Genomic DNA, 13,479 nt, shown 5'->3' with positions numbered 1-13,479 from the left:
TGGTTCGTCGACGCGCAAGGAGTCCCCATGCCGGTCCAGAGGCCGATCGCCCCCCTGACGATGGCGCTTGCGGTCGTCCTGGCGGTCCCGACGCTGGCGGCCGCCCAGACCACGGGCTCGGCCGGCGCAGCGCGCTTTCAACAAGGCTATGGGGCGGCGCGAAGCGCCACCCAGGCCGCCGCGACCGGCTCGACACGCGACGCCAACGGCAACCGCATCATCGTCAACGGCCTGATCCAGTCCGGCGCCTCCTCCTATTCCAGCCAATCCGGCGGCGTAGCCTCGGCCTATGCTGGCGCCGGCGCATCGAGCAGCGGGGGCGCGGCCATCGGCGGCTCGACCGCCGTCGGCAATCAACTGAACGTGGTGGTTCAGGGCAGCCACAACACCGTCATCGTCAATTCGAAACAGACCAACAACGGCGACGTCACCGCCGGCACGGCTCTGAACGGAAGCCTCACCCTGCCATGAGCCGACCTGTCTTCATTCGCACCGGCGCTGCGTCGATTGCGGCCGCCCTGCTGCTGGCCGGCTGCGTCAGTCCGGTCGCAGGGCCGTCGGGCCAGTATGCGACGCCGATCGGCAATGCGCCGGTCACCGCCAACCCAACCCCCTATTCGACCGCCCTCTACTGCCTGGCCGACTACGCCCGCCGCTATAATCTGCCCTCGCCGCGCATGGCCGTGGGGCGGATCAGCGACTATACGGGCACCGTCTCCTCCGACGGCGGGCGCCAGATCACCGGCGGCGCCTCGCTGATGGCCAACTCGGCCCTCGCCAAGGCCGGCGCGCGGATCGTCGAACGTTACGACACCTCGGTGTCGGAGCTGGAGCTGCGCTACGCCAACAACAAGCTGATCGGCGACAGCACGCCCAGCGCCCAGGGGCCGGAAGACACCCAGTACCGCCGCATCCTGGCCGGCCAGGTGCCGGGCTCGGACTTCTACATCGTCGGCGGCATCACCGAGGTGAACTACAACATCCGCTCGGGCGGATTCGACGCCGCCGTGGGCGAGGTGGACAGCGACCGGCCCGGTTCCGGCATCGCCACCCACCGCACCTATGTGATGAACATCGCCATGGATCTGCGGCTGGTTCAGACCACGACCCTGGAGGTCGTGGACGTGGTCTCCTATCAAAAGCAAATCATCGGCCGCGAGATCTCGGCGGGCGTGTTCGACTTCCTGAACGGCAATGTCTTCGACATCTCGGCCGGGTCCGGCGGGATGGAGCCGGTGCAACTGGCCGTCCGCGCCCTGGTCGAACGGGCCACGGTCGAGTTCATGGCCAATCTTTACGGCGCCCCCGGCCCCGAAATCTGCCTCAACGCCGCCAATGATCCGCTTGGCGATTCCACCGTCGGTCCGACCGGCGGCTATTATCCGGCCTATCCCACCACGGAGACGAACAATGGCCACACCCGCGCCGATCCGTCTCGCTGGCATGATCGCCGCGACGGCGACGTTCGCCGTTCTCGCTACTGAGACGAGAGCGCAGCAGACGCCGGTCTGCGACGCCCAGACCGGCTCCACCTGCACCAGCACCCAGACGATGACCGGCGAGGTCACCGGCGCGGTGAACCTGGACGTCGCCGTGGGCCAGCTTCAAGTGACCAATGACGTTGCGGGCAATCTTCTGGTCGGAGGCGTCGATCAGGCCGCCGCCGACCTGACGGCGCGCCAGACCATGACGGGTCCGTCCGTCTCGGCCCGCACCGCGGTACAGGCGCCGACCGCCCATATCGAAGACGGCGCCGCCGTCGCCACCACGGCGGCGGCCAATCGGATCGCGCTCAGCGGATCGTCCGCCGCGATCACCGGCGCCCTAGACCAGTCGGCCCAGACCCCCGTCCTGGCCGAGACCGTCGCCGATGTTCAATATATCCCTGCCCCCGCCGACTTTTCCGCCCATGCGGCGGCCAACCTGGTCCAGGTTTCGACGGACGGGGCCTCCCACCAGGATCTGACAGTGCGCCAGACTAACGCCCCCTCGACCATCGAGGCCCGCACCGACGTCTATGTCGACAACGCCTGGAACCTGGCCGCCCGGGCCGGCGCCGGGGGCAACCGGATCGTCCTGTCGAACGCCGACGGCTCTCTGGTCGCGACGAGTGACCAGACCAACCAGGGCCGTATCCGCGCAGCGGCCCGCGCCCAGACCGATCTGCAGGGCCAGACCACCGTCGCCGCCCGCGCCGTCGCCAACGAGACCGTCGCCGGCAACCAGGACGTCTATCTGGAGCTGGACAACACCCAGCTGAACACCGGCGGAGTCGAGGCGACCGCGACCTATGCGGGCGTCAGCGGCTATGACGCCTATGTCGGCGCCGAGGCCGTGGGCAACAGCGTGACCGGTTCCGCCTGCTCGCAATGCGGCGGCGAGGTCCATGTGACCAACAGCCAGACCAACGACGCCAATGTCACGGCCACGATCAACGCCACCATCGGGTCCGGCCGCGCCGCCGTGGTCGGCGCCACCGCCGTCGGCAACAGCGCCACCTTCTATGTCAGCCGGCCGGGCGGCTGAGGGAGTAAGGTCCGCCGAGAGACGCAGCCGCCGCGATATCTCGCCCAGCGCGCCCCTTTTGCCGAAAGGCCCCGCCGTGAACGACGGGGCCCTCCTTAATATCTATCAGCGGCCAAGCTTAGTGGGGCCGGGCGCCGCCGCTGGCGGAAACGCCGGCCGAGACGGCTGCGCCGTTGCGGTCCGCGGACGCCGATCCGTTGACGCCGGCGTTGGCGGAGGCGCGGTGCGTGGGGGTTTGGGTTTGACCCGAACCCGATGAGGAGCCGCTGACCGAACCGCCTCTGCTGGACAGGGCGCTATTCACCAGACCCGACCCCTGGGCCTGGCCTTCGCCTTCAATGGAGCCCGCAGCGTTGGCGGCGCCGTTGACGGTTCCGTTCAACGCACCCTGGGCCTGGCCTTGGGCGGCGGCAGCGGTAGAAGCGACGCGGTTTCCAGCCGTGACGGCTGCGTCCTCGGCCCGAGCGCGCGTGCGCTCGGCGGCTGCGGCGGCGCGGGCCTGGGCCTGCTGAGCGCGACGTTCCGCGCGGGTCAGGGTCTGATCGGTGGTCGAGGTGACGCCGTCACGGATGCGCGAACCGTCCACCGCACCGGATACGCTGCCGGCCAGGGAACCGGAGCCGCCGATCTGGCCGCCCATCATGCTCCCGACCTGGCCTCCGAGCCCGCCGGTCAAACCACCGGTCAAGCCGCCGGAACCGCCCAGAACCTGGGCTTGCGATGCACCGGCCAGAGCCAGGCCAAAAGCGACGGTCGCGGTCATCAGGGTCTTCTTCATGGTCAATCTCCTGCATGTCTCGGGCATCTCGCCCTCACAGGATCCAACGACCGGCCGTCGAGGTTTCATCCCGACCGCTCGAATTTTTACCGAGCCAGCCGCCCGGGCGCGCCCATGGTCTGTGGCGAAACGCGCGAAGCGACGCCGACCAGTCCTTGGCCATAAATCGGGTCGCGGCCCCGCGCGCCCAGATCCTCGGCGCTACGTCCCAAGGCGGCCTGGCCCTGGCGCGCCAGAAGTCCAGCCACGATCGGCGCGGCGAAGGAAGTTCCCCGCACGCTGGTCCACCCACCGCCCGGAGCCGCAGCGGCCATATCGGCGCCGGGCGCGGCGAAGGCCACCTGAGGGCCGCGCGCGGCCTCCGGCAGAACCTGGTTGCGGGCGTTCACGGCGGTCACGCCGACCACCCCGTCGTAGGCGGCGGGATAGAGGGCCGGGGCGGCCGGGCCGTCGTTGCCGACAGCGGCCACCACGGTCAGGCCACGGGCTTGGGCCCGCTGAATCGCGCGTTCGACTAGAGCGTTGCGCGGGCCGACCAGGCTGATGTTCACTACCGACACTCTTTGCTCGACCATCCATGCCAGAGCCTGGGCCAGGGCGGTCGATGAGCCGTTCGCCGCTTGTCCACCATAGATGTCTGCGACGCGCAGATCGGCGCCCGGCGCGCCGCCGGCGAATGGGCCGGCGCGGCCGACCATCAGGGAGGCGACCGCCAACCCATGGGCGCCCATACGCGGAGGGCCGGCGAAACCTCGCTGCACGATCTGCGCCCCGGCCAGGGCGGGATGGGTGGCCTCGACGCCCGTGTCGATCAAGCCGAGCGTGGGGCCTGTCTCTCTACGACCGTTGGAGGATAGATCCACCAGTCCGGTCTCCGCCGACGGCACGGCGCCGGCGAGGTCATGGACATGATTGAAGGTGATCTCCGCCTGCGGGTCCAGTCGCTTCAGTTGCGCGACGGCCCGCGCCAAGGCCAGACCCCGCGGCGGGGCCAGAATGACACTGGACAGGTCCAAAGCGTCCAGCCGCTCCTCCCGCAGCAGCGTAAACCCCGCCCTCATCGCCTGGTCGCGGGCGGCGGGCGACAGGTCCAGGGCCACGATCTCGCCGCGCACCACAGGCCAGCCCTGAGGGTCGGCCTCCAGCGCCCCATTGGACCGCCGCACCAGTTGCGCCAGACGCGACGGCGCCCTCAAGGCGTCCTCGACCGCCTGGCGGCCCATGCGATCAATGTCATCCAGACCCGGTAGTCCCTCCGTCAAACGGTCAGGCAGGCGATCCGGCAGACCCTGCCCCGATCCCGGAAGGCTGGGAACGGGCAGCGATCCGATCTGTGCCCGTGCCGGCGTGCCCGCAGCCAGCGACACCAGCAGCAGCGCCGCCAGGCCGGCCCAGGCGGAGGTCCATGTCCATCTCATCGTCGGCTCCTTCGACCGCCCACGCCAGTTCGCCCTTGCCTCACGCTGCGTTCCGTTCTCGATATGCCATGGATGAAACGCTTGGGCTCATTCGTTTCATCCGCATGGAAAAGGACGACACGTGGACGATTTTCAGAGGGGGCTGGTGGAGCTTCTGCCGCGCCTGCGCCGATTCGCCCGCGTCCTCCGCTCCCACGACGCAGACGCTCAGGATCTGGTGCAGCAGACGGTGGAGCGCGCCCTGGCGTCGCGGCGCGGCTTTAAGCCCGGCACTCGGCTGGACAGTTGGACCTTCACCATCATGAGACGGATCGCCATAGACGACGGTCGCGCACGCCAGCGCTGGGGCCAGGTCCTGACGCCCGAGGACGAGGCCACGGCCCGTGTGCCCGACGCCGCCCAGGCGGACGAAGGTCTGCGCGCCGACGCCCGGCTGGTGCGCGACGCCATCCACGCCCTGCCCGAGGATCAGAAACATGCGGTCGCCCTCGTCCTGGTCGAGGGCCTGTCCTACGCCGAGGCAGCCCAGGTTCTGGGCGTGCCCGCCGGCACCCTGACCAGCCGCCTGGTGCGTGGCCGTCAGACCTTGATGCAGACGTTGGCCGAACAGGGAGTGACGGGATGACCATCGACGACGAAACCCTGATGCGATGGATCGACGGCGAACTGGCGCCCGATGCGGTCGCACGGCTGGAAGCGGCGGCCCGGACCGACTCCGCCCTGGCCGAACGGATGGCGACGGCGCGACGGTTGCGCGCGGCGACGCAGGCGGCCTTTCTGGTCCAGGTCGATCCCCGCGACCGTGATCTGTCGCGCCTGATCGCCAATGGCGGCCACGTCCGCGCAGCGCCGTTGGCGGGTTTGAAAGCCTGGTTGTCCCAAGCCCTCGCGCCGCGCCAGGCGCCGATCTGGGGCGGGCTGGCTGCGGCGGCCTTCGTCGCCGGGGTGCTGATCGGGCCGGGCCTGAACAGCGGCTCCGGCATCCGTGTCGCCGAGGACGGCGTCCTTGCCGACAGGGATCTGGTCAAGGTCTTGGATCGCCGCCTCGCGTCAGAGGGGGCGGACAACGCCGGTCGGGCCGTCGGTCTGACCTTCCAGGACGGCGAGGGCCGCTGGTGCCGCACGTTCCAGGCTCGAGACGACGGGCTGGCGGGCCTGGCCTGTCGCCGGTCGGACGGCTGGACCGTCCAGGCCCTGGCGCCCCTGTCGAGTCCAACGGGCGAAGTCCGCACGGCCTCGTCCGACACCCCCGCCGCCGTCCTTAGCGCGGTCGATGCCCTGATCGCCGGTCCCTCCGCCGACGCCGTCACTGAGGCGCGCGCCCGCGACGAAGGCTGGCGCTAGTCCGCGAACGGATTCCCTCTTCAAATTCACCGCTTGCAAAGCGCCTTCGACCCCGGAGGGGGCGTCGGGCGGTGCAAAAGGTCGCCTTGCCCTCGCCCCCACGCTCCCCTACTGCGGACAAAAGCCGCTCCGTCGGGGGTTGCGGCGTTGGGAGTGAGTTCATGCGTTCTGCGCGTCGTCTGATGCTGCTGGCAGCCTCCGGGTTGGCTCTGTCTGCGGGGGCCTTCAGTGTTCCCGCCCTGGCTCTGGCGGCTTCCCCCGCCGCCGTTCAGGTGGAAGGACAGGTCGCGCCGTCCGATCCTTGGGCCCAGTCCGCCAGCGACGTTCCGGCCGATCCGGCGGTGCGGTACGGCCTGTTGCCGAACGGAATGCGCTACGCCCTGATGCACAACGCTACCCCGCCCGGCCAGGCGTCGTTCCGGCTGCGGATCGACGCGGGCTCCCTGATGGAGCGCGACGACCAGAAGGGGCTGGCCCACTTCATGGAGCATATGGCCTTCAACGGGACCAAGGACATCCCCGAGAATGAGATGCTGCGGATCCTGGAGCGACTGGGCCTGGCCTTCGGCGCCGACACCAACGCCTTCACCAGCTTCGACCAGACCGCCTATATGTTGGAGCTGCCCAACACCCAGGACGAGACGGTGGATACGTCGCTGCGGGTCATGCGGCAGATGATGGGCGACGCCCTGATGGCGTCGGACTCCATCGACGCCGAGCGCGGCGTGATCGAGGGCGAGGAACGCAGCCGCAACAGCCCGCAGATGCGGGTGCTGAAGACCCAGCTGGCCCTCCTGGCGCCGGGTCAGCGCCTGTCGCAACGCCTGCCGATCGGCGACCTGGAGGTGATCCGCACCGCGCCGCGCGAGCGCTTCGTGGACTTCTATGAGGCCTACTATCGCCCGTCGCGGGCGACCTTCATCGCCGTGGGCGACTTCGACCTGGACGCCATGGAGGCCAAGGTGCGCGGCGCCTTCGCCGACTGGACGCCCAAGGCGGCGGACGGGCCCGAGCCCGACCTGGGCCAGGTGCAGCCGCGCCAGCCCCAGACCAGCATCATTGTGGAGCCGGGCGTGCAGTCGTCGATCCAAATCAACTGGATCAAGGCGCCGGACCTGGACCCCGACAGCTTCAACGAGCGGGCCGAGGACATTCGCCGCAGCCTGGGCTTAGCCGTGCTGAACCGACGGCTGGGCGAGATGGCGCGGGCCGACAATCCGCCCTTCCTCGGCGCCGGCGCCGGCTATCAGTCGCTGTTCGACAGCCTGGACGCCGGCGTCCTGTCGGTCAGCTTCACCCCGGGCCAGTGGAAGCGCGCCCTGGAGACCGTCGAACAGGAGGCGCGCCGCCTGACCCAATACGGGGTGACCGCGCCTGAACTTCAGCGCGAGATCACCGAATACCGCACCTCGCTTCAGAACGCCGTCGCCACCGCAGCGACCCGCTCCACCCCCGCCCTGGCCGGCGCCCTGCTGAACGCCGTCAACAGCGACACGGTCTTCACCGCGCCCCAGCAGAGCCTGGACCAGTTCGAACGGATCGTGGCCGACCTGACGCCTGAACAGGTAGACGCCGCCGTCCGCCCGGTATTCGAAGGCCAGGGGCCGCTGGTGCTCTTCACCAGCCCGGTCCCGGTCGAGGGCGGCGAGGCCGCCGTCACGGCCGCCCTGGAGGCGTCGCGTCAGGTGCCTGTGGCGGCTCCGGCCGATCAGGCGGCCCTGGAATGGCCCTACGCCGACTTCGGCGCGGCGGCGGCCCCGTCTTCGCGCACCGAGGTGTCGGACCTGGGGGCCGTGCTGGTGCGCTTCCCCAACGGCACGCTGCTGAACATCAAGAAGACCGACTTCCGTGACGATCAGATCCTGATCAGGGCCAAGACCGGCATCGGCTCCCTGGGGCTGCCGACAGACCGGTTCTCGCCCCTGTCCCTGGCCGATACGGTGCTGAACGCCGGGGGCCTGGGCAAGCTGACGGTGGACGAGGCGGATCGGGTCCTGGCGGGTCATGTGATCAACACCTCGGTCAGCCAGGGCGAGGACGGCTATGTCTTCAGCGGCTCGACCCGGCCTGAAGATCTGGCGCTGGAGCTTCAGGTGCTGACCGCCTTCCTGACCGATCCGGGCCTGCGCCCCGCCCCGCTGCAGCGCGCCCAGGCGGCCTATCCCCAAACCCTGGAGCAATTGACGGCCACCCCCGGCGGCGCCTTTGCGGTGAAGGGCGGCGCGATCCTTGCCGGGGGCGACAAGCGCGCCGCCACGCCGACGGTCGAGGAGTTCCAGTCGGTTGAGATCGAGCCGCTGCGCGAGCAGATCAAGGCCGCCCTGGCCTCCGGCCCGGTCGAGATCACCGTCGTCGGCGATGTGGACGTGGATGCGGTGATCGCGGCCGTGGGCTCGACCTTCGGCGCCCTGCCCGCCCGCGGCGCGGCGCCGACGCCGCCGGCCGGTTCGGCCGAACGGCGCTTCCCCGCGCCCACGGCGACCCCGGTCCGGCTGACTCACACCGGCCAGGCCGAACAGGCCCTGGGCGTCGTGGCCTGGCCGACGACGGACCAGATCGGCGACCGCACCACCTCGCGTCAGCTGTCCCTGCTGTCGGCGGTGCTGCAGCTGCGGCTCAACGAAGACATCCGCGAGAAGCAGGGTCTGGCCTATTCGCCCAACGCCGGCTCCAGCACCTCCGACGTCTTCCCCGGCTACGGCTATATGGTCGTGGCGGCCGAGACGGCGCCGGAGTCCCTGCCGAAACTGTTCACCGCCGTTGACGCCATCGCCGCCGATCTGCGCGACAATCCGATCGGTGAGGACGAACTGAACCGCGCCCGCCGCCCGGCGCTGGAGCGTCTGCGCCGCAGCATGGCCGACAACGGCTATTGGCTGACCCAGTTGTCCGAGGCCCAGTCGGACCCCGCCTCGCTGGACCAGACCCGCAACAATATCGCGGTACTGGAAGCCGTCACAGCGGCCGACCTGCAACGGCTGGCGCAGCATTATCTGAAGCCGGACACGGCCTGGCGCGCCGAGGTCGTCTCGGACAAGCTGGCCCGGTAAGAAAAACGGCCCCGGTTCGAAAGAGCCGGGGCCGAGCCCTTTCCAGGGCAGTTTTCAGGATCATCGACGGAGACGTCGACGCCCCCATATCTCGCACGCGGCGCCTGAGCCGAGGCTGAACGGGGCGTGTCAGCTCCGGTTCAGAAGACCCGGCCGCCGACGCCGCCGTCCAGGGTGATGGCGCCGGTGACGACCGTCGCGCTCTGCACCTCTTCGCGGTATTCGGTGTATTCTTCCTCGCGATACATCGTCAGGATCTTCACCCCGGCGCCGTAGCGACGCAGCAGGGAGCGCTCGTTGCAGTCGCGCTCGGGCTTTTCGGGGCGGCATTCCAGCCGACCTTCGCCGCCGAACCACAGGGCCTCGTGCTTGTTGCAGGTCAGGGTCGTGCCGTGGTCGAATTTGATCTCACCCTCATAGTCGGCGATCGTCGCCTGAAGCCAGGTGCCGGCCAGGCAGCGGTAGATTTCGCCCTCATAGCCGTCGGCGATCTCGCGGTCCGGCTTCACCTGAGAGGCGGGATGCGGCACCTGGCGATCGTCGATACAGACGGCCTGGATCACCACGCGCTTCATCATCCGGCGATAGGCGGTGAAGGGCGTCCGCACCGTCTGGGCCAGACCCTCGACGGCCAGGCCCTGAATGGTGGTCGGATAGGGTTGGTCCACGGTCACATAAGCCGCACCGCCGCCCCCCCCGTAGCCATAGCCGCCCGCGAACCCGCCGGCTCGCGCGTTGATATAGGCCCGCGCGCCAGCGTTTGCGTTGGCGCCGGCGTTGGCGGACGCACCGGCGTTCACATTGACGTTCACATTGACATTGGTGTTGGACGACCAGTGGCCCCCGCCCCCGCCGCAGGAACCGCCGTCTCCGCAAGAGGGCGGGGGCGGGGGCGGCGGCGGCTCGCAGCAGGGCGGCGGCGGCGGCTCGCAGGCCGGTTGGCCGCAGCTCTGGGCGGCAGCCGCGCCGGCGACGCCCAGCATGGCCGCGCCGGCCGCCAGACCCAGCATCCAATTCCTGATCCGCTGCCGCATCGGCGGGACTCCCGAACGAATTCTCATCTCGCCCGAACAGACTTCCGGACGATCCAAACTTAACCAAGACGGCAAAAGCCTTTCGTTTCCGTTGAGACGCGGCGGTGTTCGGGATGGCGCAATGCCGCATCCGTCTGCTAGACCGCCTCCACAATGACCGTCCGCGTCCTCATTCGCCTGATTTCGATTAGCCGCCCGGCGTAGCGCCTCTGGGCCCTTGGCCCCGTGCACGCCGGGAACGACCGCCCTCAGCAGCGCGATAGGGCGAACGAAGACAGCGAACGCTCACCCCACGACGCCGAGACGACCCATGGCCGACGCCACCGACACCACCGACACCCCCTCCGGCCGCGACTATCGCGACACCGTCTTCCTGCCCGAAACGCCCTTCCCCATGCGGGGCGGCCTGCCGCAGAAGGAGCCGGCGATCCTGGAGCAGTGGGGCGACCTGTACGGCGCCCTGCGCGCCGAGCGGCAGAAGCAGAACGCGCCCCTGTTCGTCCTGCACGACGGCCCGCCCTACGCCAACGGCGACATCCACATCGGCCATGCGCTGAACAAGACGCTGAAGGATTTCGTGGTCCGCAGCCGGTTCCTGCTGGGCTATGATGTTGACTACGTCCCCGGCTGGGACTGCCACGGCCTGCCGATCGAGTGGAAGATCGAGGAACAGTTCCGCGCCAAGGGCCGCCGCAAGGACGAGGTGTCCAAGGACGAGTTCCGCGCCGCCTGCCGCGACTACGCCGGCAAATACATCGACCTGCAACGCGACCAGTTCCTGCGCCTGGGCGCCGTCGGCGACTTCGCCAACCGCTACGCCACCATGGATTTCAAGTCGGAAGCGGCCATCGTCGCCGAGTTCCACAAGTTCAAGAACTCGGGCCAGCTGTATCGCGGCTCCAAGCCCGTCATGTGGTCGCCGGTCGAGCGCACCGCCCTGGCCGACGCCGAGATCGAGTACCACGACCATGTGTCGCCGACGATCTGGGTCAAGTTCCCGGTCACGGGCGCATCCGACGACCACCCCGACGATCTGCTGTCCTTCCGCAGCGGCACGCCCTCGGTCGTGATCTGGACCACCACCCCCTGGACCATCCCGGCCAACCGCGCGATCAGCTACGGCCCCGAGATCGCCTACGGCCTGTACGAGGTCACGGCCATGGAAGAGGGTCTGGAGTTCGCGCCCTGGGCCAAGCCGGGCGACCGCCTGATCGTCGCCGACAAGCTGGCGGAAGACGTGTTCAAGGCCGCCAAGATCGCCGCCTGGACCCGGATCTACGACATCAATCCGTCGGGCCTGGAATGCGCCCACCCGCTGGCGGCGCTGGACAGCGGCTACGGCTTCTCGGTGCCCCTGCTGGCCGGCGACCACGTCACCGACGACGCCGGTACGGGCTTCGTCCACACGGCGCCCGGCCACGGCGCCGACGACTTCGAGGTGTGGAGGGCCCACGGTCATCACGAGGTGCCGGACACGGTCGATCCGGACGGCGCCTATTACCCCCACGTCCCTCTGTTCGCCGGGCTGAAGGTTCTGGAGACCGAGGGCAAGAAGACCGGCAAGTTCGGTCCCGCCAACGGGGCGGTGATGGAGAAGCTGATCGAGGCCGGCAATCTCTTGGCGCGCGGGCGGCTGGAGCATTCCTATCCGCACTCTTGGCGGTCCAAGGCGCCGATCATCTTCCGCAATACGCCGCAGTGGTTCATCCGCATGGACCAGCCCTTGAAGAGCGGCGACACCCTGCGCGAAACGGCGTTGAACGCCATCGACGACACCGCCTTCCACCCGGCGGCGGGCAAGAACCGCATCCGGTCGATGGTCGAGGGGCGTCCCGACTGGCTGGTCAGCCGCCAGCGCGCCTGGGGCACGCCGCTCGCCATGTTCATCGACAAACAGACCGGCCAGCCCCTGCATGATCCCGAGGTCGACGCCCGCATCGTCGCGGCCGTGGCCGAACACGGCGCCGACATCTGGTTCACCGCGCCGGACAGCGACTTCCTGGGCGCTCACGACCCGACCCGCTACGAAAAGGTCGAGGACATTCTGGACGTCTGGTTCGACTCCGGTTCGACCCACGCCTTCACCCTGGATCCGCGCCTGCCCGAGCACGGCTATACGGGCGACCGCCCGGCGCATTGGCCGGCCGACCTCTATCTGGAAGGGTCGGACCAGCACCGCGGCTGGTTCCAGTCGTCGCTGCTGGAAGGTTGCGGCACCCGTGGCCGCGCCCCGTTCAAGGCGGTCCTGACCCACGGCTTCACCCTCGACGAGAAGGGGGAGAAGATGTCCAAGTCCAAGGGCAATACGACCGATCCCCTGACCATCATCAAGGAGAGCGGCGCCGACATCCTGCGCCTGTGGGTGGCTCTGGTCGACTATTCCGAGGATCAGCGGATCGGCAAACAGATCCTGCAGACCACGGTCGACGCCTATCGCAAGCTGAGGAACACGGTCCGCTATCTGCTGGGCGCCTTGGCCGACTTCGACGAGGCCGAGCGGCTGACCGACTACGACCAGTTCCCGCCGCTGGAGACGTTCATCCTGCACCGCCTGTGGGAGCTGGACGCCCATGTGCGCCAGGCCTACGCCGAATACCGATTCCAGGACGTGGTGCGCCCCGTGCTGGAGTTCTGCTCCAACGACCTGTCGGCCCTGTATTTCGACATCAGGAAGGACAGCCTGTACTGCGACCGCCCCGACGCCCTGCGCCGCCGGGCCGCCCGCACGGTGATGGTCGAGGTGTTCGCCCGCCTGACCGCCTGGCTCTCGCCGCTGACGCCCTTCACGATGGAAGAGGCCTGGACCACGCGGTTCCCGGAAGGTGGAAGCAACTGCCTGCGGGTGATGCCGGAAACGCCGGCGGAGTGGGAGAATGCGGCCGAGGCGGCTCGGTGGGCGAAGATCAACACCGTCCTGGAAGTCGTCAACGAATCCCTGGAGGCCGCCCGTCGCGACAAGCGGATCGGCGGGGCGCTGGACGCCTGGCCCACCGTAACGGCCCCGGCCGGGACCTTTGCCCCGTTCGACGGCCTGGACGCGGCCGAGATTTTCCGCACCTCTGGCGCTGAACTGGTCGAAGGCGAGGCCCTGGCCGTGACCGTGAACCTGGCCGACTATCCCAAATGCGCCCGCTCCTGGCGGCGCGTCCCCGACGTCGGCTCCGACCCCGACTACCCCGACCTGTCGGCGCGCGACGCCGATGCGGTCCGGTACTGGGACCAGACGCGACGCTGACCTCAAGACCCTCCCCCGCCTGCGGAGGAGGTGGGCCGGCGTCCGCGCAGCGGACCAGGCTCGGAGGGGGAGGTGTCGCCTGAAGGAAGACCTC

General features: G+C 69.2%; 10 protein-coding genes. 7 read left to right on the top strand and 3 right to left on the bottom strand.

The genetic code is table 11. The features are described from left to right. The first annotated feature begins 27 nt into the window (after positions 1-27). The 3 genes from hfaA to hfaD are packed head-to-tail and all read left to right on the top strand — an operon-like array spanning position 28 to position 2,526. Complete coding sequence (gene hfaA / locus JL11_RS06865; RefSeq protein ID WP_054765008.1) at positions 28-471, top strand: holdfast anchoring protein HfaA; 444 nt, start codon at positions 28-30, stop codon at positions 469-471. Further along, a complete protein-coding gene (gene hfaB / locus JL11_RS06860; protein ID WP_054765007.1) occupies positions 468-1,484 on the top strand; it encodes a holdfast anchoring protein HfaB in 1,017 nt (338 codons plus the stop codon). Before hfaA ends, hfaB begins: the two co-directional genes overlap by 4 nt. Continuing rightward, a complete protein-coding gene (hfaD, locus tag JL11_RS06855) occupies positions 1,411-2,526 on the top strand; it encodes a holdfast anchor protein HfaD (RefSeq protein WP_231681421.1) in 1,116 nt (371 codons plus the stop codon). The genes hfaB and hfaD overlap by 74 nt, the downstream gene beginning before the upstream one ends. Positions 2,527-2,644: 118 nt before the next feature. On the opposite strand, the gene JL11_RS06850 is transcribed toward hfaD, so the two are convergent. Then, positions 2,645-3,304 carry a hypothetical protein gene (locus tag JL11_RS06850; protein ID WP_054765005.1) on the bottom strand — a complete coding sequence of 220 codons (660 nt, stop codon included), beginning with the start codon at positions 3,302-3,304 and terminating at the stop codon, positions 2,645-2,647. Between the two features lie 86 nt (positions 3,305-3,390). Next, complete coding sequence (locus JL11_RS06845; protein ID WP_054765004.1) at positions 3,391-4,722, bottom strand: S8 family serine peptidase; 1,332 nt, start codon at positions 4,720-4,722, stop codon at positions 3,391-3,393. A 121-nt stretch (positions 4,723-4,843) separates the two neighbouring features. Between JL11_RS06845 and JL11_RS06840 the strand changes: the two genes are divergently transcribed. The 3 genes from JL11_RS06840 (at position 4,844) to JL11_RS06830 (ending at position 9,116) form a co-directional block, all read left to right on the top strand. Beyond that, positions 4,844-5,347 carry an RNA polymerase sigma factor gene (locus JL11_RS06840; RefSeq protein WP_054765003.1) on the top strand — a complete coding sequence of 168 codons (504 nt, stop codon included), beginning with the start codon at positions 4,844-4,846 and terminating at the stop codon, positions 5,345-5,347. Next, complete coding sequence (locus JL11_RS06835) at positions 5,344-6,066, top strand: anti-sigma factor family protein (protein WP_054765002.1); 723 nt, start codon at positions 5,344-5,346, stop codon at positions 6,064-6,066. Before JL11_RS06840 ends, JL11_RS06835 begins: the two co-directional genes overlap by 4 nt. 161 nt (positions 6,067-6,227) lie before the next feature. Beyond that, complete coding sequence (locus tag JL11_RS06830) at positions 6,228-9,116, top strand: M16 family metallopeptidase (protein WP_054765001.1); 2,889 nt, start codon at positions 6,228-6,230, stop codon at positions 9,114-9,116. A 140-nt stretch (positions 9,117-9,256) separates the two neighbouring features. On the opposite strand, the gene JL11_RS06825 is transcribed toward JL11_RS06830, so the two are convergent. Further along, a complete protein-coding gene (locus JL11_RS06825) occupies positions 9,257-10,150 on the bottom strand; it encodes a hypothetical protein (RefSeq protein ID WP_183216969.1) in 894 nt (297 codons plus the stop codon). Between the two features lie 310 nt (positions 10,151-10,460). Here JL11_RS06825 and ileS point away from each other — a divergent pair, with 310 nt between their 5' ends. Then, positions 10,461-13,385 carry an isoleucine--tRNA ligase gene (gene ileS, locus JL11_RS06820; protein WP_054765000.1) on the top strand — a complete coding sequence of 975 codons (2,925 nt, stop codon included), beginning with the start codon at positions 10,461-10,463 and terminating at the stop codon, positions 13,383-13,385. Positions 13,386-13,479: the final 94 nt, after the last annotated feature.

The organism is Brevundimonas sp. DS20 (genome assembly GCF_001310255.1).
In the GTDB taxonomy this organism is placed as follows: Bacteria; Pseudomonadota; Alphaproteobacteria; order Caulobacterales; family Caulobacteraceae; genus Brevundimonas; species Brevundimonas aurantiaca.
Note: the sequence above shows the minus strand (reverse complement) of the source record. Positions and strands in the feature narration are given on the sequence as shown.